The organism is Lysobacter sp. Soil_C_15 (genome assembly GCF_057657315.1).
Genome location: NZ_JBDGIR010000007.1, coordinates 130,473 through 154,234, shown reverse-complemented (window position 1 = coordinate 154,234; position 23,762 = coordinate 130,473). Strand labels below are relative to the sequence as shown.

The 23,762-nt window shown below is 72.3% G+C and carries 18 protein-coding genes; 12 read left to right on the top strand and 6 right to left on the bottom strand.

Annotation, left to right across the window (positions count from 1 at the left end):
* The first annotated feature begins 75 nt into the window (after positions 1–75).
* Together AC3A57_RS16910 and aroB are read left to right on the top strand one after the other, a co-directional pair.
* On the top strand, positions 76–648 hold the full coding sequence (locus tag AC3A57_RS16910; RefSeq protein WP_487579994.1) for a shikimate kinase: 573 nt from the start codon (positions 76–78) through the stop codon (positions 646–648).
* The gene (aroB, locus tag AC3A57_RS16905; RefSeq protein WP_487579993.1) at positions 645–1,748 is read left to right on the top strand and encodes a 3-dehydroquinate synthase; all 1,104 of its coding nucleotides are present in this window, start codon (positions 645–647) and stop codon (positions 1,746–1,748) included. The genes AC3A57_RS16910 and aroB overlap by 4 nt, the downstream gene beginning before the upstream one ends.
* A 102-nt stretch (positions 1,749–1,850) precedes the next feature.
* On the opposite strand, the gene AC3A57_RS16900 is transcribed toward aroB, so the two are convergent.
* Complete coding sequence (locus AC3A57_RS16900) at positions 1,851–2,528, bottom strand: hypothetical protein (RefSeq protein WP_487579992.1); 678 nt, start codon at positions 2,526–2,528, stop codon at positions 1,851–1,853.
* Between the two features lie 170 nt (positions 2,529–2,698).
* On the opposite strand from AC3A57_RS16900, the gene AC3A57_RS16895 reads away from it, so the two are divergent.
* Complete coding sequence (locus AC3A57_RS16895) at positions 2,699–3,283, top strand: hypothetical protein (RefSeq protein WP_487579991.1); 585 nt, start codon at positions 2,699–2,701, stop codon at positions 3,281–3,283.
* A 124-nt stretch (positions 3,284–3,407) separates the two neighbouring features.
* Here AC3A57_RS16895 and AC3A57_RS16890 read toward each other — a convergent pair whose 3' ends face one another.
* On the bottom strand, positions 3,408–4,046 hold the full coding sequence (locus AC3A57_RS16890; protein WP_487579990.1) for a cysteine hydrolase family protein: 639 nt from the start codon (positions 4,044–4,046) through the stop codon (positions 3,408–3,410).
* Between the two features lie 99 nt (positions 4,047–4,145).
* Between AC3A57_RS16890 and AC3A57_RS16885 the strand changes: the two genes are divergently transcribed.
* The 3 genes from AC3A57_RS16885 (at position 4,146) to hemE (ending at position 6,748) form a co-directional block, all read left to right on the top strand.
* On the top strand, positions 4,146–5,156 hold the full coding sequence (locus AC3A57_RS16885; RefSeq protein ID WP_487579989.1) for a helix-turn-helix domain-containing protein: 1,011 nt from the start codon (positions 4,146–4,148) through the stop codon (positions 5,154–5,156).
* Between the two features lie 115 nt (positions 5,157–5,271).
* Positions 5,272–5,526: a WGR domain-containing protein gene (locus AC3A57_RS16880; RefSeq protein ID WP_221669559.1), complete on the top strand. Its 255-nt coding sequence runs from the start codon at positions 5,272–5,274 to the stop codon at positions 5,524–5,526.
* A 130-nt stretch (positions 5,527–5,656) separates the two neighbouring features.
* A complete protein-coding gene (gene hemE, locus AC3A57_RS16875) occupies positions 5,657–6,748 on the top strand; it encodes a uroporphyrinogen decarboxylase (RefSeq protein WP_487579988.1) in 1,092 nt (363 codons plus the stop codon).
* 75 nt (positions 6,749–6,823) lie between these two features.
* Here hemE and AC3A57_RS16870 read toward each other — a convergent pair whose 3' ends face one another.
* The 3 genes from AC3A57_RS16870 to AC3A57_RS16860 form a co-directional block, all read right to left on the bottom strand.
* A complete protein-coding gene (locus AC3A57_RS16870; protein ID WP_487579987.1) occupies positions 6,824–10,408 on the bottom strand; it encodes a hybrid sensor histidine kinase/response regulator in 3,585 nt (1,194 codons plus the stop codon).
* Positions 10,409–10,531: 123 nt separating this feature from the next.
* Positions 10,532–14,062, bottom strand: coding sequence for an ATP-binding protein (locus tag AC3A57_RS16865; RefSeq protein ID WP_487579986.1), 3,531 nt, complete (start codon positions 14,060–14,062; stop codon positions 10,532–10,534).
* Between the two features lie 131 nt (positions 14,063–14,193).
* Positions 14,194–17,736: a hybrid sensor histidine kinase/response regulator gene (locus tag AC3A57_RS16860; RefSeq protein WP_487579985.1), complete on the bottom strand. Its 3,543-nt coding sequence runs from the start codon at positions 17,734–17,736 to the stop codon at positions 14,194–14,196.
* A gap of 247 nt (positions 17,737–17,983) precedes the next feature.
* Between AC3A57_RS16860 and AC3A57_RS16855 the strand changes: the two genes are divergently transcribed.
* Genes AC3A57_RS16855 through AC3A57_RS16845 form a run of 3 tightly spaced genes read left to right on the top strand, consistent with a single transcriptional unit; the run spans position 17,984 to position 19,855 of the window.
* Positions 17,984–18,712 (top strand): YceI family protein, encoded by a 729-nt coding sequence (locus AC3A57_RS16855; RefSeq protein ID WP_487579984.1) that lies wholly within the window; start codon positions 17,984–17,986, stop codon positions 18,710–18,712.
* Positions 18,709–19,311 (top strand): cytochrome b, encoded by a 603-nt coding sequence (locus tag AC3A57_RS16850; protein ID WP_487579983.1) that lies wholly within the window; start codon positions 18,709–18,711, stop codon positions 19,309–19,311. The genes AC3A57_RS16855 and AC3A57_RS16850 overlap by 4 nt, the downstream gene beginning before the upstream one ends.
* On the top strand, positions 19,301–19,855 hold the full coding sequence (locus AC3A57_RS16845) for a YceI family protein (protein WP_487579982.1): 555 nt from the start codon (positions 19,301–19,303) through the stop codon (positions 19,853–19,855). Before AC3A57_RS16850 ends, AC3A57_RS16845 begins: the two co-directional genes overlap by 11 nt.
* A gap of 652 nt (positions 19,856–20,507) precedes the next feature.
* On the opposite strand, the gene AC3A57_RS16840 is transcribed toward AC3A57_RS16845, so the two are convergent.
* Positions 20,508–20,756 (bottom strand): glutaredoxin family protein, encoded by a 249-nt coding sequence (locus AC3A57_RS16840; protein ID WP_487579981.1) that lies wholly within the window; start codon positions 20,754–20,756, stop codon positions 20,508–20,510.
* Positions 20,757–20,925: 169 nt separating this feature from the next.
* Here AC3A57_RS16840 and AC3A57_RS16835 point away from each other — a divergent pair, with 169 nt between their 5' ends.
* The 3 genes from AC3A57_RS16835 to AC3A57_RS16825 are packed head-to-tail and all read left to right on the top strand — an operon-like array spanning position 20,926 to position 23,697.
* On the top strand, positions 20,926–22,329 hold the full coding sequence (locus AC3A57_RS16835; protein ID WP_487579980.1) for an L-serine ammonia-lyase: 1,404 nt from the start codon (positions 20,926–20,928) through the stop codon (positions 22,327–22,329).
* 7 nt (positions 22,330–22,336) lie between these two features.
* Positions 22,337–22,981: a hypothetical protein gene (locus tag AC3A57_RS16830; protein WP_487579979.1), complete on the top strand. Its 645-nt coding sequence runs from the start codon at positions 22,337–22,339 to the stop codon at positions 22,979–22,981.
* Complete coding sequence (locus AC3A57_RS16825; protein WP_487579978.1) at positions 22,978–23,697, top strand: alpha/beta fold hydrolase; 720 nt, start codon at positions 22,978–22,980, stop codon at positions 23,695–23,697. The genes AC3A57_RS16830 and AC3A57_RS16825 overlap by 4 nt, the downstream gene beginning before the upstream one ends.
* Positions 23,698–23,762: the final 65 nt, after the last annotated feature.

Below are 23,762 nucleotides of genomic sequence, written 5' to 3'. Positions count from 1 at the left end.
CGCCGGACCCCGAGCCTAGGCCCACCGCCGTTAAGAGCGCGCAAGCGCGCCGCCCCGCTGGCCTACAATCGCGCCATGAACCCTGCCAGCAATCTGATCCTGATCGGCCCGATGGGCGCGGGCAAAACCTGCATCGGCCGGCGCTTGGCCGAACGCTTCGGCCTGCGCCTGGTCGACGCCGATCGCGAGATCGAGCAACGCGCCGGCGCCAGCGTCGCGACCCTGTTCGAACTGGAAGGCGAAGCCGGCTTCCGCGCCCGCGAGAGCGCTGTGCTGGCCGACCTGCTGCGGCACGACGGCCTGCTGCTGGCCACCGGCGGCGGCGCGGTGCTGGCCGAAGCCAACCGCCGCCTGCTGCGCGAACGAGGTTTCGTGGTCCAGTTGCTGGTCACGGTCGAACAACAGCTCGAACGCCTGGCCCAGGACCGCAGCCGGCCGCTGCTGGCGCGCGGCGACCGCGAGCAGGTGCTGCGCGAGCTGGCGCAGCGGCGCGCGCCGCTGTACGCCGAGATCGCCGATCTGCGCTACGACACCGGTTCGCTGGGCTCGGCCGAGGCCGCCGCCGGGCTGGTCCTGGCGCTGAGCCGCCACTGGCAGCGCCCCACCGGCGCGCCTTCCGCTTCCCCCCATTCCGGAGCCGACGCATGAACGCCGTACGCAAGGTCGAAGTCGGCGGCGAAGCCGCCTATGCCATCGAGATCGGCCCCGGCCTGCTCGACGACGGCGCCCGCCTGAGCCGCCCGCTGCGCGGCCGCCACGCCCTGATCGTCAGCGACGGCAACGTCGCCCCGCTGTACCTGGAACGGGTCGAGGCCAGCCTGCGCGCGGCGCGGCCGGAACTGGCGCTGGGCCGGTTCGTGATCCCGCCCGGCGAGCACGAGAAGACCCTGGCCCGCTTCAGCCAGTGCCTGGACGCCCTGGCCGCGCTGGGAGCGACCCGCGACGCCTGCGTGATCGCGCTCGGCGGCGGCGTGGTCGGCGACCTGGCCGGCTTCGCCTCGGCCTGCTGGATGCGCGGCATCGACTGCGTGCAGGTGCCGACCACGCTGCTGGCGATGGTCGATTCCTCGGTCGGCGGCAAGACCGCGGTCGACCTGCCCAGCGGCAAGAACCTGGTCGGCGCCTTCCATCCGCCGCGCGCGGTGATCGCCGATACCGCCGCCCTGCGCAGCCTGCCCGACCGCGAGCTGCGCGCAGGCCTGGCCGAAGTGGTCAAGTACGGGGCGATCTTCGATGCGACCTTCCTCGATTGGCTGGAAGCGCACGCCGAGGCCCTGCTCGCCCGCAACGACGAGGCCCTGGCCGAGGCGATCGCGCGCAGTTGCCGCTACAAGGCCGAAGTGGTCGCGCGCGATCCGTTCGAGCGCGGCGACCGCGCCATGCTCAACTTCGGCCACACCTTCGGCCATGCGATCGAAACCGAGCAGGGCTACGCCGGCACCAGCGGCGACGGCCTCAACCACGGCGAGGCGGTCGCGGTGGGCATGGTGCTGGCGGCGCGCCTGTCGAGCGCGCTGGGCCGCGCCCCGGACGCCGACGCGGAGCGGCTGCAGCGCCTGCTCGAACGTTTCGGCCTGCCGACCGCGATTCCGCCCGGCCTGGATCCGCGGGCGCTGCTGGCGCGCATGCGCCTGGACAAGAAAGCCGACGCGGCGGGCCTGCGCTTCATCCTGTGGGACAAGGCCGGCGCGGCGCGGATCGTGTCCGGCATCGCCGACGATGCGGTGCTGGCGACGCTAGTCGCCTGATCGATTGCCCCGGCGCCGGCTTCGGCAGGCGCCGTTCGGGCACCCCGGACGCGGCGGGCGCAGCCGCGGCGCGGCGCACCCGCCGCGTCGTTTCGCCACGGCTCAGGGCCAGCCGGCGGCGTGGCGCAGATATTCGATGTGGCCGTCGAGCAGGCCGGTGATGTAGACCGTGGTCAGGATCGGGTGATGGCCCCAGACCTGCGCCGAGCGGGTATTGACCGGATTGACCCCGGCGTCGCGCTGCACGTACTGCACCGCGGCATTGCCCGGCGCGCCGACGTTGTTGGCCAGCCCCAGCGCCCAGTGCTCCCAGGTGCGATAGCCGTCGGAGGCCATCACGATCGAATAGCGGGTCGGGGTGGTGCCGTCGTTGTTCGACAGGGTCAGCCCGGCGAGGATCATGCACAGGCGCGCGAGCGCGCCGGTGATCGCCCGCTTGGCCATGGCGCTGCCGGGCGCGACGTCGTTCGCGGCGGTGACGGCGTTGTCCGCGACCACCTGCGCCTGGGCGGTGGCGGCCGGGTTGGCGAAGGTGTCGCGCACCCAGGCGACGAAGCCGGGGTTGTAGACGAACTCCTCTTCTTCGGCGTCGTAGACCCAGGCCTGGTCGTAGATCGACGGCGGCGTGTTGTCGGCATGGCCGCCCGGGCCGCCGAACAGGGCGAAGCCCCAGCACGGCGCATCGGGATAGGGATCGGGCCAGGCCGGGTTGAGTTCGGTGCCGGCGCCGAGGTTGGCGCTGGCGAGCCCTTGCAGTTGGGCATCGGTGAGTTGCGGCATGGACCGGCTCCTGGTCGGTGTGGCGATGGCGGCGCGCCCTTCCTCTTGAAGGACATCGCCCGTCGCCGACAACAACGTTACGCAGGCGCCGCCGTGAAAGGGCCACGGGGCTTCACGCGCGTTCCGCCACGGCGTTCTCTGCCTTGTACTCGCGCAGAGAACCGGCCCGCATGGCCCTCAACACGCTCGAACTGCTGCTGTTGCTGCTCGGCCTGTCGCGCCCGTCGCCCCCGGCGCCGCGCTCAGGCGCCGACCCTACCGCCACCCCGCCGCCCGCCGCCCAATCCCAGGAGCCGCCCATGCCCAACCAATTCGAATTCCTCGACAAGCACTACGACCCGACCGACATCCCCGAGGTGGCCGCGCAGGCCGCGTACGAGCGCTTCGGCAATTACCCCAACGCCCACACCAGCACGGTGATCTTCAACGTCACCTGGTCGGCGCTGACCGATGCGATCAGCCGCGCGGTGCTGACCTACGTCAACGGCGGCGTCGCCAGCGGCTCGGCGGCGGCGACCCTGAGCGCCGACGGCCGGCAGTGGAACATCGTCCTCACCGGCCTGCAGTACGTGAACGCCACCCGCACCGTGGTCCAGGGCCGTTCGGAGTATTCGATCGCCGAGTACAACAACGGCTGCGTGTTCGTGAACGCCGAAGCGATCGGCGGCCAGTTGCTGGGCGAAGTCGTGCACCTGAGCACCGGCTTCGGCACCTGGGTGCAGGACGTGAAGCTGAAGAATCCGCCGCCGTTCTGAACCGGATGCGACGCAGCCCCGCCGGAGCGGGGCTGGGCGGATCGGGCCGTACCTCGCGGTTCAAGCGCGCAGCCGGGCTCGCAGCTCCTGCGCGCGGCTCAAGCGCGCAGGACGGTCGCCGCGCTCAGGCCGCCTGCCGGCGCGCGCGGGCGCGCTGGTTGGACGCGTGCGGGTTGTCGATCGGCAGGCTGCGGCCGTGGCGGACCGCGTCGATCCACTCGTCGGTGCCGGCCACCGCGGCGAAGCGGCTCTGGAACACCACGCTGAACACCCGGTGGATCTCCTCGGCGCTGGCGTGGCCGGCGCTGTTCTCGTACGCCAGCGAACCGCTGGCGTCGTGCAGGAACTCGACGTGGTAGCCCAGGTGCGCGGCCTCGAACACGGTCGAGGCGTCGCAGTTGTGGGTCATGTAGCCGATCACGCTGAGGGTGTCGATGCCGCGCGCCTGCAGCCAGGCCTGGAAATCGGTGCCGGCGAACACGCTCGGCAGTTCCTTCTCGATGTAATGGTCGCGCGGCCGGCCGGCGACGATTTCGTTGAGTTCCCAGCCCGGCGTGCCTTTGTCGAACACCGGCGTGCCGGCCGGCGCGGTGTTCTGCACCACCACCACCGGCACCCCGGCGGCGCGGGCGGCGTCCATGGCGCGGCCGATGTTGGGCAGGGTGCGCGCGACCGGCGGATACTCGATCGGCAAGCCGTCGGCGAAGTAGTCGTTCTGGACATCGATGACGACCAGGGCGCGCTTGCGGGTTTCGTGGCTCATGTCCGGCTCCAAGGGGTGGCGGGGAAGTGGCGCTCATTCTCGGCCCGGCCCGGGCCCGGCGTGAGTGGCCCGATTGCCAATATTCGATAGAATCGGGCCATGACCGCCGCCCTTGTTTCCGCCCCACCCGGCGCCGCCGCGTCCGACCCGCTGGCCCGCATCGCCGTGGTCGCGTTCGAAGACGTCAGTCCGTTCCACCTGTCGGTGCCCTGCCTGGTGTTCGAACCGCGCACTCAGCCGGGGCTGCCGGACTCCGAGCTGCCGGACTTCCAACTGCGGGTATGCGCGGCCGAGCCCGGCCCGCTGCGCAGCCGCGCCGGTTTCGACATCGGCACCCGCCACGGCCTGAAGGCGCTGGACTGGGCCGACACGGTGATCGTCCCGTCCTGGCGCGATGCCGACGAAACCCCGCCCCTGCCCTTGCTCAAAGCGCTGCGCCGCGCCCACCGGCGCGGCGCGCGCATCGTCGGCCTGTGCCTGGGCGCGTATGTGGTCGCCGCCGCCGGCCTGCTCGACGGCCGCCGCGCCACCACCCACTGGCATTGGAGCGAGCATTTCGCCGCGCGCTTCCCGCAGGTGGCCCTGCAGCCGGACGTGCTGTACGTCGACGACGGCCGCATCACCACCTCGGCCGGCACCGCGGCGGCGCTGGACTGCTGCCTGCACCTGCTGCGCCGGGCCCACGGCGCCGAGGCCGCCAACCGCATCGCCCGCCGCCTGGTGCTGGCGCCGCACCGCCAGGGCGGCCAGGCCCAGTACATCGAACACCCGCTGCCGGCCTCGCCGCAGGACGACCGCCTGGCCGGCGTGCTGGACTGGGCCCTGGGCCATCTGGACCGGCCGCTGGGCCTGGACGCGCTGGCCGAACGCGCCCTGATGAGCCGGCGCACCTTCACCCGCCGCTTCCGCGACAGCACCGGCACCACCGTCGGCCAATGGCTGGCCGGGCAACGCCTGGCCCGCGCCCAGCGCCTGCTGGAAACCACCGAACTGGGCCTGGACGCGGTCGCCGCGCAGACCGGCTTCGGCAGCGCGGTCTCGCTGCGCCAGCGCTTCGCCGCCCAGTTGGGGACTTCGCCGTCGGCGTATCGGCGGGGGTTCAGGGGCTAGAAGCGAGCGCATAGGAGCGAGAAGCGAGCGGAGCCGCGACCGCCGCCCCGCTCGCTCCTCGCTTCTCTTGACTCTCCACTCGTTCCCCTCCAGGCCCTGCCGCTACAATCCCCCCGTGCGCCTACTCCTCCAACAACGTCCGGACGGCCGCGAAGCCCCGCGCTTCGTGCAACTGATGCTCGAGGCGGATCTGCTCGGCGGCTGGACCCTGGTCCGCGAGACCGGCCAGATCGGCGGCCGCAGCACGGTCCGGCGCGAGCAATTCCTCGACCGCGACGCCGCCTTCGCCGCGCTGGAACAAGCGCGCGACCAGCAGCTCAAGCGCGGCTTCCAGCTGATGTTCACCCAGGGCGCCGAAGCGCCGCGCTGAAACGCGCCGCGGCCGCGTCCGGGCCCGCGCGCAGGGCGCCGCGCGCCGCCGCGACAAACCGCCGCAGCGCGGGCGCGCGCCGACGCCGCACACTTCGTCTCTTTCCTTAGCCCCTCGCCACGACGCCTTCATGTCTCAGCCCAGCCCGTCCCAGCCCAGCCTCGTCAACGACCGTTTCCTGCGCGCCCTGCGCCGCCAGCCCGTCGACCGCACTCCGGTGTGGCTGATGCGCCAGGCCGGCCGCTACCTGCCCGAGTACCGCGCCACCCGCGCCCAGGCCGGCAGCTTCCTCAACCTGGCCAAGAACCCGGAGCTGGCCTGCGAAGTGACCCTGCAGCCGCTGCGCCGGTTCCCGCTGGACGCGGCGATCCTGTTCTCCGACATCCTCACCGTGCCCGACGCGATGGGCCTGGGCCTGTACTTCGCCGACGGCGAAGGCCCGAAGTTCGAGCGCCCGGTGCGCAGCGTCGCCGACATCGAGCGCCTGGCGGTGCCGGACATGGAAACCGAGCTGCGCTACGTGATGGACGCGGTGCGCACCATCCGCCGCGAGTTGAACGGCTCGGTGCCGCTGATCGGTTTCTCCGGCAGCCCGTGGACCATCGCCTGCTACATGGTCGAAGGCGGCGGCAGCGACAACTACTCGCGGATCAAGGCGCTGGCGCTCAACGAGCCGGCGGCGATGCACAAGCTGCTGAGCGTGGTCACCGACGCGGTGATCGAGTACCTGAAGGCCCAGCGCGCCGCCGGCGCGCAGGCGCTGCAGGTGTTCGACACCTGGGGCGGGGTGCTGTCGCCGCGCATGTACCGCGAGTTCTCGCTGCGCTATCTGCAGCGCATCGCCGCCGAACTGGAGCGCGGCGACGGCGACCAGCGCACCCCGCTGATCCTGTTCGGCAAGGGCAACGACCCCTATCTGGAAGACCTGGCCGGCAGCGGCGCCGAAGCGGTCGGGGTCGACTGGACCGTCGGCCTGGACGAAGCCGCGCGCCGGATCGGCGGCCGGGTCGCGGTGCAGGGCAATCTCGACCCGGTGACCTTGTACGCCTCGCCGGAGGCGATCCGCGCCGAGGTCGGCCTGGCCCTGGACGCCTACCGCGACGGCAACGGCGGTTCGCGCGAAGGCCACGTGTTCAACCTCGGCCACGGCCTGTCGCCGGACATGTCGCCGGACCACGTCGCCGCGCTGGTCGCGGCGGTGCACGAGCTCAGCGCGCGCTGAGCCCGGCGGCCGCGCGCCGCGCGGCCGCTTCGCCCGGCATCGAAGCAGCGGTCGCGTTCGCGCCGCCGCGCCCGCTCAGGCGCGCGCCGGCGCGCATAGCTGGGCGATCGCGTCGCCGAGCATGGCGCCGGTCACCGGCTTGCGCAGGAAGCGATCGAAGCCGGCCGCGATCGCCTGCGGTTCGGCCTCGGCGTCGGCGCGCGCGGTCACCGCCACCAGCGGCTGGACGAAGCCCTGCGCGCGCAGTTGCCGGGCCAGGTCCAGGCCGTTGATGCCGGGCAGGTCCAGGTCCAGCAAGGCCATGTCGAAGCGCGCGATCGCCGCCTCGGCCAGCGCCGCCAGGCCGTTGGGCACGTGGGTCACCCGGTGCCCCTGCACCCGCAGCAGACCGGCGATGACCTCGGCGACGGTGGCGTCGTCCTCGACCAGCAACAGCGAACGCGGTCCGATCGGCGCCTCGGGCGCCGCCGGCGCGCGACCGCGCGCGGACGGCGTCTCGGCCTCGGCCAAGGGCAGGTCGAAGACGAAGCGCGCGCCGCGCCCCGGCTCGCTGTCGACCCGGATGTGGCCCTCCATCGCCGCCGCCAGTTCCTGGCTGATCGCCAGGCCCAGGCCGCTGCCGCCGTAGCGGGCGCTGGTGCGCGCGCCCTCGGCCTGCTCGAAGCGGCGGAACAGGCGCGCCTTCTGTTCTTCGCTGAGGCCCGGGCCGGTGTCGACGACTTCGAAGCGCACGCCTTGCGGCCGCAGCGGCTCGACCCGCAATCCGACCCGGCCGACCTCGGTGAACTTGATCGCGTTGCCGAGCAGGTTGAGCAGGATCTGGCACACCCGGCTGGAATCGCCGCGCAGCCCGGCCGGCACCGACGGATCGATCTCGACCTGGAATTCCAGCCCGCGCTGCCGCGCCAGCGGCGCCATCAGGTCGCTGGCCTCGGCGACCAGGGCGCGCAGATCGAAGGCCTCGTCGGCCAGTTCCAGCTTGCCCGACTCGATCCGCGCCAGATCCAACGCGTCGTTGACCAGACGCAGCAGGTGCTCGCCGGCGCGCCGTATCGACTGGGTGTATTCGCGCTGCCGTGGGTCCAGCGGCGTGTCCAGCAGCAGTTCGCTCATCCCCAGCACGCCGGTCATCGGCGTGCGCACCTCGTGGCCGAGGGTGGCCAGGAACCGGGTCTTGGCCAGCGAGGCCTGCTTGGCCACTTCGCGCTCGTGCTCGGCGCGCTGCCAGGCCAGCCGGCGCTGCAGCCGGCGCCGATGCGCGGCCAGCACCCAGCCCAGCAGCAACAGCGCCAGGGCGACGAAACCGAGCAAGGCCCAGCCGCTCCACCACCACGGCGCATCGACGTGCAGCTCCACCGTCTGCATCGGCGACCAGACGTTGTCGGCGGTCTTGGCCTTGACCTGCAGCCGGTAATCGCCCGGCGGCAGCTGGGAAAAGATCCGCTCGCCGCTGCTGCCGCCGTCGACCCAGCCCGGGTCGTAGCCGTCCAGGCGGAAACGGTAGCGGTTGCTCTGCGCGTTGTTGAACGACAGCAGGCGGGCGACGATGCGCAGGTCGCGGTCGCCGTCGGCCAGGCGGATGCGCGGCATCGGCCGCGCCGCGCCGCCGGCGGCGACCTGGCCGGCGGCGTCGGTGGCGAAGGCCAGGCGCTCGTTGCCGCGCCGCACTTCGATGCTTTCCACGATCAGCGGCGGCGCCTGCTCGACCGGCCGCACCACCGCCGGATCGAACAGCACCAGCCCTTCCGGACTGCCGACCAGGATCCGGCCGTCGGCCGGACGCGGCACCGGGCGGCCGGAGAATTCCTGGCTCGGCAGACCGTCCTTGACCCCGTAGACCCGCGCCGAGCGGGTATTCGGATCGACCCGCACCAAGCCGCGGGTGGTGGTCATCCAGACCCGGCCGGCGCTGTCCACGGTCAGACCCTGGGCCTCGCTCATCGGCAATCCGGCGCGCGCGCCGAGTTCGAACTCGGGCTGCAGGCGCAGGCCGTCCCAGCGATACGCCGCCAGGCTGCCTAACCCGCCCAGCCAGACCCGGCCGTCGCTGCCGGTGGCGAAGGAGGTCACCGCCTGCGCCGGCGGCCCGTCGACCGGGGCGAACCGCTGCGCCCCGGGCAACCAGCGCCACAGGCCTTGGGCGCCGGCCAGCCACAGCGAACCGTCTGGGCCCTGGCTCGCGTATTCCAGCGACATGTGCTTGGGCAAGCCGCGCTCGCCGAATGCGAACGCGTCGATCACCCGGCCTTGCGGATCGCGCCGCTGCAGGTCGCCGTCGCTGCCGAGCACCCAGACCGCGCCGTCGCTTTCGACCAGTTCGGCGGTGCCGGAGAAGGCCGCGTCGCGGCCGTCGTCCATGTTCCAGTGCCGGCGCGCGCCGCTGGCCGGATCGATCCGGGTCAGGCCGCCGTAGTTGCTGACCCAGACCACGCCGCGGCTGTCTTCCAGCACCCGGTCCAGGCCGATGCCGTCGCTGAAATCGCGGGCGACGTGGGTCACCCGGCCGGTCTCCGGATCCAGCCGGTCGAGCACGCCGCCGGTGCCGACCAGCCACATGTCGCCGCCGCGCGCCGGGGCGATGCCGAGCACGCCGGCGTTGGACAGGCTGCTGTCGTCGCCGAGCCGGCGCATCAGCACGGAAAACTGGCGCCAGTTCGGCGGCAGGTACCACAGGCCGTAGCCGGTGCTGGCGAACCACAGCCCGCCTTCGCGATCCTCGTAGGCGTGCGACCAGCTCGGCCGCACCAGGCCCTGGCTGGTGCTGCTGAACAAGGGCACGACCTGGATCCCGTCGGCGCCGCCGATGCCCAGCCCCTGCGGCAGGTCGAACCAGTACTGGCCGGAGCGGTCGCGGCGCAGCACGTCGACGACTTTCAGGTCCGGCGCGATCGCCGCCCAGGGATGCGCCTCGTAGCGGCCGTCCGGGCGGCGCACGCCGACGCCGTGCGGGTTGCCGAACCAGCCGGTGCCGTCGGCCTCGAAGGTGACCGCGTTGACGATGGTCGAACTCAGCGCGTTGTCCGGCACGCGCTCGAAATCGTGCCCGGTCCAGCGCGCCGCGCCGGCCAGGGTGCTGATCCACAAGGTGCCGTCGGGCGACACCGACAGATTGGCCACGCCCTCGCTGGGCAGGCTGCGCGGGTCGCCTTCGCGCGGCACGAAGCGGCTGACCCGGCCGTCCGGATCGAGCCGGTGCAGGCCGCCGTGGGCGGTGCCGAACCACAGCGCGCCGTCGGGCGTGGAGGCGATCGACCAGACGTTGTCGTCGCCCATCTGCGGGGTGTTGGCGCGGTTGTAGTAGCGGAACGTCTTGCGGTCGGCGTCGAGCATCGCCAGGCCGGACTGGCCGGTGCCCATCCAGACCCGGTTGCGGGCGTCGACGTGCACCGTCCACAGATAGTTGTCGCGCAGGCCCTGCTCGCGCCGCCAGACCCGGTAGCCCAGGCCGTCGTAGCGCGCCAGGCCCTCGCTGGTGGCGATCCACAGATAGCCGTGGCGGTCTTCGACCACCCGGTTGACGGTGTTGGAGGGCAGCCCGTCGGCGACGGTGAGCTGGCGCGGCCGCGGCGTCTCGGGCAGGCCGGCCACGGCGGCGGTCGCGGCGGCCAGGCACATCGCTGCGGCGCTCAGCGCGAACAGCCGTCGAATTGTGCGCCGCATTGCCGCTCCCGCGCCGCGAAGCGCGCGGCGACGGGGAATCGTCGCAATGTGTGCCGAGTAGCGCAAGCTGGGGTGCGGCCTATCGCCCGGCGATGCGACCGCGGGCCGTTCGGCCCGCGACGCTCAGCCTTCGTCCAGCCGGGTCAACACGCTGTCGATCGCCTCGGCCAGCATCGCCCCGGTCACCGGCTTGCGCAGGAAGCGGTCGAAGCCGGCCGCGCTGGCCTGCGGTTCGGCGTCGGCGTCGGCGCGCGCGGTGACCGCGATCATCGGCCGGGTGCAGCCCTGCGCGCGCAGTTGCCGGGCCAGGTCGAGGCCGTTGATGCCGGGCAGGTCGAGGTCGAGCAGCAGCAGGTCGAACTGCGCGGTCGCCACTTCCGCCAGCGCGGCCAGGCCGTTGGCGACGTGGGTGACGCGGTGGCCCTGCGCGCGCAGCAGGCCGGCGATGACTTCGGCCACGGTCGGGTCGTCTTCGACCAGCAGCACCGCGCGCGGGCCGCTGCGCGCCGGCGGCCGCGCCGGTTCGGCAGCGCCGCGGCCGGCCGGCGGCGGCTCGGCCGCCGGCAGCGGCAGTTCGAACACGAAGCGCGCGCCCTGCCCCGGCTCGCTGTGCACGGCGATATGTCCTTCCATCGCCACCGCCAGTTCCTGGCAGATCGCCAGGCCCAGGCCGCTGCCGCCGTAGCGCGCCGCGGTGCGCGCGCCCTCGGCCTGCTCGAAGCGGCGGAACAAACGGGTTTTCTGTTCTTCGTTGAGGCCCGGGCCGGTGTCGGAGACTTCGAAGCGCACGCCCTGCGGCGCCAGCGCATCGACCCGCAGCTCGACCCGGCCGGCCTCGGTGAACTTGATCGCGTTGCCGAGCAGATTGAGCAGGATCTGGCAAACCCGGCTGTGGTCGCCGCGCAGGCCGGCCGGCGCCGAGGCCGCGACCTCGACCCGGAACTCCAGGCCGCGCTGGCGCGCCAGCGGCTGCATCAGCCCGCTGACCTGGTCGACCAGGGCGCGCAGGTCGAACGGTTCGTCGGCCAGTTCCAGCCGCCCGGATTCGATTCGGGCCAGGTCCAGGGCGTCGTTGACCAGCCGCAGCAGATGCTGGCCGGCGCGCCGGATCGACTCGGTGTAGCCGCGCTGCCGGTCGTCGAGCGGCGTGTCGAGCAGCAACTCGCTCATGCCCAGCACGCCGGTCATCGGCGTGCGCACTTCGTGGCCGAGCGTGGCCAGGAACCGGGTCTTGGCCTCGGAGGCCTGTTCGGCCAATTCGCGCTTGTGCACCGCCAGCTGCCAGGCGTTGCGCCGGCCGAGCCGGCGCCGGTAGGCGACCGCGCCGATCGCCAGCGCCGCGACCGCGGCCAGGGCGAAGCCGAGCTGGGCCCAGACCGTGCGCCACCACGGCGGCCTGACGTGCAGGGTGAACGCGGCGGCGTCCGACCAGATGCCGTCGGCGCCGGCGGCCTTGACCCGCAAGCGGTACTCGCCCGGCTCCAGGCGCGAGAACACCCGCTCGCCGTTGGCGCGCTGCTCGATCCAGTCCGGGTCGTAGCCTTCCAGCTTGAAGCGGTAGACGTGGGCGCGCGGGTCGAGGAACGACAACAGGCGCGCGACCACGCGGAAATCGCGATCGCCGGATTCCAGTTGCACCGGGCCGTAGCCGGTTTCCAGGATCTGTTCGTCTTCGCCGCGGCGCACGCTGAGGCTTTCCAGCGACAACCGCGGCGGGCGCGTGCTCGGGAACGGCATGTCCATGTCGAACAGCACCGGCCCGTCGACCGACAGGGCCGCGGCGATGCCGCCCTGGCCGCTGCGCCGCGGCGCAGTGACCGCCAGTTCGATGTTGGGAATGCCGTCGCCGAAGCCGAACAGGCGCAGGCGCGCGTCGCGCGGCGAGATCATCAGCAGGCCGCGGGTGGTCGCGGCCCAGACCGTGCCGCGGTCGCTGACGATCAGCCCGGCGACATTGGTGTCGGGGTAGCCGGCGGTATTGTCGATGCGTTGCTGCAAGGTCAGCCGCTCGCCGTTCCAGCGATACGATTCGAGCACGCCCTTGCGCGCCAGCCACAGGCGCTGGCCGTCGGCGAAGGTCATCGCCTGCACGTCGCTGAAGCCGCCGCCGGGCACCGGCAGGAAGCGCGTGCCGTCCCAACGCTGCAAGCCGGCGTTGCCGGCGAACCAGGGCTGGCCGTCGGGGCCGGCGACGAAGGTCGCGGCGCTGGTCAGGAAGCCGGCATCGGCCAGCACCCGCTCGATTTCGCCGCTGGGCAGGCGTTGGCCGTCGGCACCGTAGCGGCGCATGCTGTCGTCGGAGAACCACATCCACAGGCTGCCGTCGGGCAGTTCGTGCAGGAACCAGACCGTCGCGCCTAGGTCGCCCCGACCCGGTGGCCAGGCTTGGGCGCGGCCGGTGTGCGGATCGAACAGGCTCAGGCCGTTGGAATGGCCGATCCACAACCGGCCGTCCGGGCGCAGGAACAGGGTATGCAGCCACTTCAGGCCGAGCTTGCGGTTGTTGGCGACCGGCTCCAGCGCGCGCGCGCCGCGGCGCAGCCGGTACAGGTCGGTCGCCGACAGCACCCAGAAGCCGCCGTCGCCGTCGGCGGCGAGGTCGCGCACGTCGAGCCGGTCGAGCGGGCTGTTGCCGACCGCGGCGATCGAGGCGAAGCGGTTCCAGTCCGGCGGCAGGTACACCAGGCCTTGCGAATAGGTCACGAACCACAGCCCGCCCTCGCCGTCGCGCAGCATCTGCAACACCCCGCTGCGGCGATCCCAGACCCCGTCGCCGGCTTCGTCCTGCATCAGCCGCGCCTCGCCGTCGCGGCCGATGCGGTACAGGCCGGCGGTGGTGCCGATCCAGCGCCCGCCGGAGCGTTCGCCGACCACGATCGCATTGGCCGCGTCCTCGCCCAGCGCCCACGGCGCCGGACTCAGCCGATCGTCGGCGCCGAGCCGGAACAGGCCGCGGTCGGTGCCGACCCAGATCGTGCCGTCGCTGTCGCGCGACAGCTCGCCGATGCGCTGGCCGGCGGTGGCGTCCTCGCCGACCGGGTTGAAGCGCTCGTTCTCGAACCGGCCCAGGCCATGCAGGGTGCCGACCAGCAAGCGCCCGCGTTCGTCGACGAGCAAGGCGGTGACCGGCCCTGCCGGCAAGCGCTCGCCGGCGCCGACGCCGGGCCGGTAACGGGTGACCTTGCCGTCGGCGGCCAGCCGGCACATCTCGCCGGCATAGGTCGCGGTCCAGATCGCGCCGTCGGGAGTGCCGGTCAGATAAGACACGTCGTCGCTGCAGCGCGCGTTGTCGCCTTCGAAGGCGATGCGGACGAATTCCTTGCGGTCGCGGCCGAGCCAGCTCAGGCCTTCGCGGCTGGCGACCCAGACCCGGTCGCGCGCGTCGACGTAAATGTCTTCGATCATGTTGTCGGGCAACGAACCCGACAGGCCGATGGTGTGGCGCCAACGCGCGAATTCGACCCCGTCGTAGCGGGCCAGGCCGTCCTCGGTGGCGATCCACAGATAGCCCTGATGGTCCAGGTCCATGCTGACCACCGACTTGGGCAGGCCCTGTTCCTGGCCGAACCGGCGGAAGCGCGGGGTTTCCGGCAGGCGCGCCTGCACCTGCACCGTCCACAACGCCAGCAGCAGACACACCAGGCCTCGCACCACGCGCCCCCCTCCTTGTCGCCGCGACTGCGGCGCTGCGCCGCCCGGGACGCCGGTCGTCGCCCCCGTCCCAGGGTACGCCGCGCCGCGCCGTCGGTCGCGCCAGCGCCCAAACGCGGCCCCGTCCCGGCCGATCATGCCTGACCCGCCACGGCGGCGAGCGCCTCGGCCAGCATCGCCCCGGTGACCGGCTTACGCAGGAAACGGTCGAAGCCGGCCGCGGTCGCCTGCGGCTCGGCCTCGGCGTCGGCGCGCGCGGTCACCGCGATCAGCGGCCCGGCGAAGTTCTGCAGGCGCAATTGCCGGGCCAGGTCCAGGCCGTTGATGCCGGGCAGGTCGAGGTCGAGCAAGGCCAGGTCGAAGCGCGCGGTCGCGGCCTCGGCCAAGGCCGCCAGGCCGTTGGCGACATGGGCCACGCGATGGCCCTGAGCGCGCAGCAGGCCGGCCACCACCTCGGCCACGGTCGGGTCGTCCTCGGCCAGCAGCACCGACAGGGCCGGCGCCGGCGCGGCCCGCTGCTGCGCGCCGGGCGCGACCGCGGGCGGCGGTGCGGCCGCGGGCAGGGGCAAGTCGAACACGAAGCGCGCGCCCTCGCCCGGCTCGCTGTATACCGCGATATGGCCCTCCATCGCCGCCGCCAGCTCCTGGCTGATCGCCAGGCCGAGACCGCTGCCGCCGTAGCGCGCGCTGGTGCGCGCGCCCTCGGCCTGCTCGAAGCGGCGGAACAGGCGCGCCTTCTGTTCGGCATTCAGCCCCGGCCCGGTATCGGCGACTTCGAACCGCACCCCGCGCGGCTGCAACGCCGCCACGCTCAGCCGCACCCGGCCGGCCTCGGTGAACTTGATCGCGTTGCCGAGCAGGTTGAGCAGCACTTGGCACACCCGGCTGGCGTCGCCGCGCAGGCCGCACGGCGCATCGGCCGCGATCGCGATCTCGAACTCCAGCCCGCGCTGCCGCGCCAACGGCCGCATCAGGCTCGCCGCCTGCTCGGCCAGGACGCGCAGATCGAAGGCCTCGTCGGCCAGCTCCAGCTTGCCCGACTCGATCCGGGCCAGGTCCAGCGCGTCGTTGACCAGGCGCAGCAGGTGTTCGCCGGCGCGGCGGATCGACTGGGTGTATTCGCGCTGTTTTTGATCCAGCGGCGTGTCCAGCAGCAGCTCGCTCATCCCCAGCACGCCGGTCATCGGCGTGCGCACCTCGTGGCCGAGGGTGGCCAGGAAGCGGGTCTTGGCCAGCGAGGCCTGCTTGGCCACCTCGCGCTCGTGCTCGGCGCGCTGCCACGACAGCCGGCGCTGCAGCCGGCGCTGATAGGCCGCCGCGCCCCACCAGCCCAGCAGCATCAGCGCGCAGCCCAGCGCGGCCAGCGCCGGCGGCGTGCGCCACCACGGCGGCAGCACCTTGAACGCCAGGGTGCGCTGGGCGGAGGGATTGCCGTTGGCGTCGACGGCGCGCGCGTGCAGCAGATAGCTGCCCGACCCCAAGCCGGCGAACACGCGCTCGCCGCTGTCGCCGACCGCGACCCAGTCGGTGTCGTAGCCGTCCAGGCGGGTGTAGTAGCGATTGGCCTGCGGGTCGTCGAACGACAGCAGGCGCAGTTGCACGCGCAGTTCGCGATCGTCCGGCGACAGAGTCGGCAAGTCGCGGTACTGCGCCGGGCGCGCCGCGCCGGCGGTATCCGGGCCGTCCTGCAGCGGCAGGGGCATCCAGCGCCCGTGCCGGCGCACCGCGAACTGATGCCATTGCAGGTTGGAGCGGCGCGGCGGCGGATCCGGCAAGACGGTATCGACCAGCACCACGCTGCCGTCCGACAACGAGGCGGCCAGCACGCCCTGCTCGCTCAGCGCGGCGGTGCGGCGGACGAATTCCTGGTTGCTCATCCCGTCCTGCACGCCGAAGCGGCGCAGGTGGCGGCGCTGAGGGTCCCAGCGGAACAGGCCGCGTGCGGTGGTCAGCCACAAGCGTCCGCCGCGATCGCGGAACAGGCCGGTGCTTTCGGCGGCGGGAACGCCGACCTCGACGCCGGCGCGTTCCTGCAGCCGCCATTGCGCTCCGTCGCGGCGATAACGCTCCAGGCCGTTCAAGCGATGCAGCCACAGGCTGTCGGCGGACTCGAAGGCGAAACCGAACACGCGATCGGCGGCGATGCCCGGCACCGTGTCCATCCGGTTGCGCGCCGCGTCGTAGCGCAGCAGGCCCTGCCCGGTCGCGGCCCACAGCACGCCGTCCGGGGCGAAGCGCAGGCCGTCGATGTCGCCGCTGCCGATGCCCTGGCCGGGTCCGACCCGGATCGAAGCCAGCACCTTGCCGCTGTCCGGGTCGCGCCGTTGCAGGCCGGCGGCGAGGTAGGAAATCCACAGGCTGCCGTCGGGCGCGATCAGCATCCGGTCCGGCTTGCCGTCGAGCACCGCATCGGCCATGTCCGCGGTCCACTCGCGCGCCCTGCCGTCGGGCTCGATCCGGACCACGCTGTTGCGGCTGGTGGCGACCCACAGCCGGCCGCGCCGGTCCTCGACCGCGGCGTAGACCACGCCCTTGCCGAGCGCGGGATGCGGACCGTCGCCGAAGGCCTCGATGCGCCCGTCGCGATGCAGGCGCTCGATCTCGCCGCGCGAACCGACCAGCCACCAGCCGCCTTGCGCCGAAGGCGCCAGCGCCGAGTACAACTCGGCGGAAAGGTCGTGGCGTTCGCGCGAGTACTGGGCGATGCGGCGCCAGTCCGCGCGCAGATACCCCACCCCGGTACCGGCCAGCGGAAACCAGAACGCGCCGTCGCCCTGGCCGAGGATCTGCTGCACCGGCCGAGCCGGCCGCGCCGGCCCCAGCGCCACCGGCACCGGCACCTGGCCCGGCGCCGCGCGCCAGATGCTGCGCTGGGTGCCGAGCCAGTAATGGCCGCCGCGGTCCGGCGCCAGGCTCAGCACCGCATTGAGCTGGCCGAACATCGGCGCGAATTCCGGCACCGTCCAGCGCCCGTCGGCTTCGCGCCGGTACAGGCCGGTGCGGGTGCCGACCCACAGCCGTTCGCCGTCGGCGACGATCGAATACACCCACGGCAGCGGATCTTCGCCGGGCAGGACCACGGTTTCGAAATCGCGCCCGGTCCAGCGCGCCAAGCCCTTGAAGGTACCGACCCACAACTCGCCGCGCGCGTCGTAAGTCAGCGCGAACACGGTCTCCGAAGGCAGGCTGCGCGGGTCGCCGGGGCGCGGCGCGAAGCGCTCGATGCGCCCGCCGCGCAGGCGGTGCAGGCCGCCGCCGTAGGTGCCGAACCAGACCTCGCCTGCGCGACTGGCGACCGCGAAGGTGTCGTCGCTGCCGATCTGCGGGTGCTGTTGGCGACGGTAGTGGACGAAGCCGTCGCGCTGCGGTCCCATCATGCTCAGGCCGCGGCCCTCGGCGGCGACCCAGATCCGGTCGCGCTCGTCGACGACCACGATCGCCAGGTCGTTGCCGGGCAGCGAACGCTCGTCGCCGGGGACATGCCGCCACACCTGCACGCCGATGCCGTCGTAGCGGGCCAGGCCGTCGGTGGTCGCCAGCCACAGGTAGCCGGCGCGGTCGAAGGCCATGCCGTTGACCTTGCTCGAGGGCAGCCCGTCGGCGACGCCGATCAGCCGCGCGCGCGGCGCCTCCGGCACTGCCGCGGCGGCATCGCGCGGCGCCGCGAGCGCGGACACGAGCGCGGCCGCGCACAGGCATAGCAAGGATCGCAGCATTCGGTTCCCTCCCCTGGTGGAACGTGGCGTCCCAACCTCGGTCCTTCGATATGTCCTCGCCCATTAGGCTGGGCGATAGCGGCGGCAGCGGCAAGAGGGGCGCGGCCGGGCGGCCGCCGGGCAGGACCCCGAAACGGATCGTTGCGCGCGTTTAGCCTCGGCTTCGCAACACTGTGCCTAGAATTCCCCGAACCTTGCCGGAGCTGTCATGTCTCTCATTCGCCACTGCGTCGCCGTCGCGCTGATCCTGCCCTCGCTGGCGGCGATCGCGCCGGCGCGGGCGGCCGGGCCGGAGACCTACGGCCTGGACCCGGTCCACACCCGGGTGATGTTCGCCGTGTCCCACGCCGGCTTCTCGCAGGCGATCGGCACCGTGTCCGGCAGTCGCGGCCGGTTGAGCTTCGACCGCGCCGACTGGCGCAGCGCCCGGCTCGAAGTCGAAGTGCCGCTGACCCGGCTCGACCTGGGCGACGCGAAATGGAACCGGGCCGCGCTGGCCGCCAACCTGCTCGACGGCAAGCGCCATCCGCTGGCGCGGTTCGTCTCCGAACGGGTCGAGCCCGACCCGGCCGACCCCGACCGCGCCCAGGTTTGCGGCCGGCTCAGCCTGCACGGCGCGACCCGGCCGCTGTGCCTGGACGTGCGCCTCAACGCGCTCAAGCGCCACCCCTTGCCGCCGTTCCGCCGCACCGCCGGCTTCTCCGCCAGCGCGCGCCTGAGCCGCGCCGACTACGGCATCGACGCCTGGAAATCGGCGATCGGCGACGAGGTCGAGCTGCGCATCGAGGCCGAGGCGGTACGCGGCGCCTACCTCGGACCCTCCGCGGCCGAGGCGGTCGAAACCCCGGCGTTCGATCCGCCCGCCGACGAGCCGGCCGACCCCGTCCCCACTTCCCCACCCAGCGCCGCCACGGCCGAACCGGAGCCACGCCGATGACCCTGAAGAACACCGCCGACCGCTGGGGCCCGATCAGCCAGCTGCTGCATTGGGCGGTCGTGCTGTTGATCGCGGCGATCGCGATCATCGGCCTGACCATGGTCGACATGAACAACGGCCCGTCCAAGATCAAGATCTACGCCTTGCACAAATCGCTCGGCCTGACCTTGCTGAGCCTGGTCGCGCTGCGCCTGCTGTGGCGCTTTTACGCCGGCGCCCCGCGCCCGGTCGCGGGCACGCCGCACTGGCAGGAACGCATCGCCTCGCTGACCCATTGGGCGCTGTACGCGCTGATGTTCGCCCTGCCGATCTCGGGCTGGGTGTTCAACTCGTCCTCGGGTTATCCGCTGCAGTACTTCGGCCTGTTCAACCTGCCCAAGATCGCCCAGCGCAGCGAAGAGCTGTCCCAACTCAGCCGCACCCTGCACGAGTACGGCTTCTGGTTGCTGCTGGCGCTGGTGCTGGCGCACGCCGGCGCGGCCTTCTACCACCACTTGTTCCAGAACGACGACACCTTGCGGCGCATGCTGCCCGGCCGCCGCAGCACTCCCAACGCCCCTTCCCCCGCTTCCCTTCCGGAGACCCCCGATGCGCCTTAAGTCCCTCGCCCTCGCCGGCCTGCTGTTCGCCGCCGCCACGCCCGCGCTCGCCGCCGATTACGTCTCGCAGGCGGGCTCGACCCTGGTGTTCGCGACCAAGTACCAGGGCGAGACCTTCGCCGGCACCTTCCCCGGCTTCACCGCGCGGCTGAGCTTCGACCCGGCCCAGCTGGCCGCATCCAAGCTCGACGTGGTGATCCCGCTGGCCGGCGCCAACTCCAAGAACGCCGAGCGCGACGACACCCTCAAGGGCGCGGATTTCTTCAACATCGCCAAGTTCCCGCAGGCGCGCTTCACCGCGACCAAGTTCCGCAGCCTGGGCGGCAACAACTACGCCGCCGACGGCAGCCTGAGCCTGCGCGGCGCGACCAAGCCGGTGACCCTGACCTTCACCTGGACCCCGGGCACCAAGCCGGTGCTGGCCGGCAAGGCCACGGTCAAGCGCCTGGACTACAACGTCGGCGGCGGCGACTGGGCCGACACCTCGATCATCCCCAACGAAGTCGCGGTCAGCACCAAGGTGACGTTCGCGGCGGCGAAGTAAGCCCAGCTGGGCACGCCACCGGCTGCCATAGACGCTGCCGTTGCTGTTGCCGTTGCCGTTGCTGTTGCCGTTGCCGTTGCCGTTGCCGTTGCCGTAATGAGCTTGGCGCCGCAGCGAACTCGCGAGAACGCCCTGAAGCCCCGAAGGGCGGCCCGCAGGGATGCGGGCCGTGCGCAGCCAGGCCAGGGATGGCCTGTGCGGAGCAGCCCTGCGCAGGCTCCGTCCCATAGTGGCTTTTGATTCGAAACAGGAATGGCGTTTTCTTTGGTTACTTTTGACCGAAGGAAATCCCGTGGGACTTTGTCGCCTTGGACAAAGAAAGTGACCCGGCCGCTTGCGGACGGAAGCTTTGCTTTGAGCCTTTAGAGCCTTCGAATACAGACGCCGCGAGACCGCAGCAGCGCGGTCGCGGCTTATGACCGAAGGAAATCCCCGTGGGACGCCGCTCCTAAAGGGGCGTAGGACAAAGACGCGGCGAACGGGCGAGATGGCGGTCGCGGCTTGTGACCGAAGGAAATCCCTGTGGGGCGCCGCTCCTACCCCGCGATGGCCTTGGCCTTCGATCGATGGCGTCGGCCTTGGATTTTCTGCGCGCCCCGTGGTCGCGGCTCGCGCCGCTCCTACCCCGCGCCCCGAAGATGCGGGAGCGGGCCTAGGCGCCCGCCAGCCAGGCCGCCAAGCGCGCCGCGTCGAACGGCCAGTCCAACTCGACCCCGCGAGCCGGATCGCGCAGCACCGGCACCCGCATCCCGTACAGCGCTTCCAGCGCCTCGTCCTCGTCGATGAAGACGCTGTCGAACTCCGGCGCCCGTGCCTGCGCCAGCACCTCCAGCGCCAGGTCGCACAGATGGCAATCGTCGCGTTGGAACAGGATCAGCGCAGCAGGGGGGGTATCGGGCATCGTCAATTCGCTGTGGTATGGCGGAAAACGCGGCAAAGGCGGGGCACGCGCGCAACGGCGCCTGCGTAGAATAAGCGCCCTCCCCGCCCTGGCGCGGCCCCCGGACGCACAGGCGTCCGTCCGCCCGGGACGCCAGCCCCGTCCGACCCTACGTTGGAGCAGCCAACCCGTGGCAGTCAGCAGTTTCGACCTGTTCAAGATCGGCATCGGTCCGAGTTCCTCGCACACCGTCGGCCCGATGCGCGCCGCCGCGCGCTTCATCGAGCGCTGGCTGATCGAAGGCTGCGGCACGGGCGAAGCCGGCGCCGATCTGGCCCGCACCGCGCGCGTGCGCGCCGAAGTGTTCGGCTCGCTGGCCCTGACCGGGCGCGGCCACGGCACCGACAAGGCGGTGCTGATGGGGCTGGAAGGCCACTGGCCGAACCAGATCGACCCCGACATCATCCCGGCGGCGCTGGAGCGCATCCGCAGCACCAAGCGCATCCGCCTGTTCGGTCGCCACGAGATCGGCTTCGACGAGAAGCACGACCTGATCATGAACAAGCGCCAGAAACTGCCGTTCCACACCAACGGCATGCGCTTCACCGCCTACGACGCCGACGGCGGCGTGATCGCCACCCGCGATTATTACTCCGTCGGCGGCGGCTTCGTGGTCAACCAGGACGAGGCGGCCGAAGACCGCATCGTCGCCGACACCACCGACCTGCCCTATCCGTTCCATTCCGGCGACGAGCTGCTGGCGCAATGCCAGCGCAGCGGCCTGTCGATCGCCGAGCTGATGATGGCCAACGAGCGGGTCTGGCGCAGCGACGAGGAGATCAACGCCGGCCTGGACGAGATCTGGAACGCGATGCAGTCCTGCGTCAACCGCGGCATCCGCGAGACCGGCACCCTGCCCGGCGGCCTGCACGTTTCGCGCCGCGCGCCGGCCCTGCACGCCGAACTGTCGACCAAGCCCGAGGCGGCGATGCGCGACCCGCTGACCGTGCTCGACTGGGTCAACCTCTACGCGCTGGCGGTCAACGAGGAAAACGCCGCCGGCGGCCGCGTGGTCACCGCGCCGACCAACGGCGCGGCCGGGATCATCCCGGCGGTGCTGCATTACTACGACCGCTTCTGCCCCGGCGCCAACCTGCAGGGCGTACGCAATTTCCTGCTCACCGCCGCCGCGGTCGGCATCCTGTACAAGGAAAACGCCTCGATCAGCGGCGCCGAAGTCGGCTGCCAGGGCGAGGTCGGCGTGGCCTGCTCGATGGCCGCGGCGGGCCTGGTCGGCGCGCTCGGCGGCACCCCGAGCCAGATCGAGAACGCGGCCGAGATCGGCATGGAGCACAACCTCGGCCTGACCTGCGACCCGATCGGCGGCCTGGTCCAGATCCCCTGCATCGAGCGCAACGCGATGGGCGCGGTCAAGGCGATCAACGCCTACCGCATGGCCATGCGCGGCGACGGCAAGCACAAGGTCAGCCTGGACAAGGTCATCAAGACCATGCGCGACACCGGCCGCGACATGCAGGACAAGTACAAGGAAACCTCGCGCGGCGGCCTGGCGGTCAACGTCATCGAGTGCTGAGGCGCGCATGAGGCCGCGCCGGCACCTCGACGACGGCCACGGCCTAGGGCGCTATGCCGGCCGGATCGAAGTGCATTGCCCGCGCTGCGCGCGTCCGGCCAGCGTGGTCGCCGACAGCGCCGACGGCCGCCGGCTGGCCCGTCTGGTCTGCGCCGGCTGCGGCCTGCAGGCGCAGCGCGCGACCTGTTGCGGCCTGCACGACACCGCGGACGGGTGGTTCGGACCGGTACGCGTCAGCGGTCGTCGCCCCTGCGGCTATTGCGGCCACCGATGGGTGGTCGTGGACGCGCTGCGCGAGCGCCGGCCCGCGGTCTCGCCCGCGAGCGCGCCCGCGCGCTGCCGGGCCTGCGGCCGCGAGAGCGAAGTCGAATTGCAGCTCGCGCCGCATCGCGGCGGCGAACCGCGCGACCCGCATCTGGGCGCGCCGCTGCGCCTGACCGAACCGACCCGTTGCGGCCTGTTGTGGGCCTACAACGCCGAGCATCTGGCCGAGTTGCGCCGCTACGTCGACGCCGGCCAACGCGAACGCAGCCGCGTCGCCGGCAACGCCTCGATGATCTCGCGCCTGCCGACCTGGATGAAGCTGGCCCGGCATCGGCCGATGCTGCTCAAGGCGCTCGACCGTCTGGCCGCCCGGGCCGCCGGCGCATGAGGCCGGCGCGCTGCATCGTCCTGCCCGGCATGGACGGCAGCGGCGCCTGGCTGGACGAGTTCGCCGCGGCGATGGCGCCGCGGCTGCCGGTGGAGATCCTGGCCTACCCGCCGCAGCGCGCGCTCGGCTACGACGAACTGGTCGGCTTCGTGCGACCGCACTTGCCGCGGGCCGAACCCTATTTGCTGCTCGGCGAATCGTTTTCCGGTCCGATCGCGGTCCGGCTCGCCGCGCAACGTCCGCCCGGGCTCGCCGGGCTGGTGTTGTGCGCCAGCTTCGCCAGCGCACCGCGCTTGCCCGGGTCGCCGCTGCCGACGCGAACCCTGGCCCGCATCGCCACCGTCTTGCCGTTGCAAGGCCTGCCCGCCGCCTTCGCCGCGCCGTGGCTGCTCGGCCGCTGGCGCACGCCGGAGCGGATCGAGCGCCTGCAGGCCTTGCTGCGCTCGGTCGCACCGGCGGTGCTGCGCCATCGCCTGCGCGAGGCCGGTCGGGTCGATGCCGAGGAGGCGCTCGCCGCGATCGATTGCCCGCTGCTGTACCTGCGCGCCGAGCGCGACCGGCTGGTGTCCGCCGACAGCCTGGCCCGGATTCGCGCGCGCGTCCCGACGCTGAGCGAAGTCGCGTTCGACGCTCCGCATTTCCTGCTGCAGGTACAGGCGGCCGCCGCCGCGCAGGCGATCTGCGCCTGGGCCGCGGCGCTGCCGCCGCCAGGCTGATCCGGCCGGGCGGCTCGGCCGCGGCCCCCCTCGGGCCGCCTCGCTCTCGCAACTTCACCGCATTT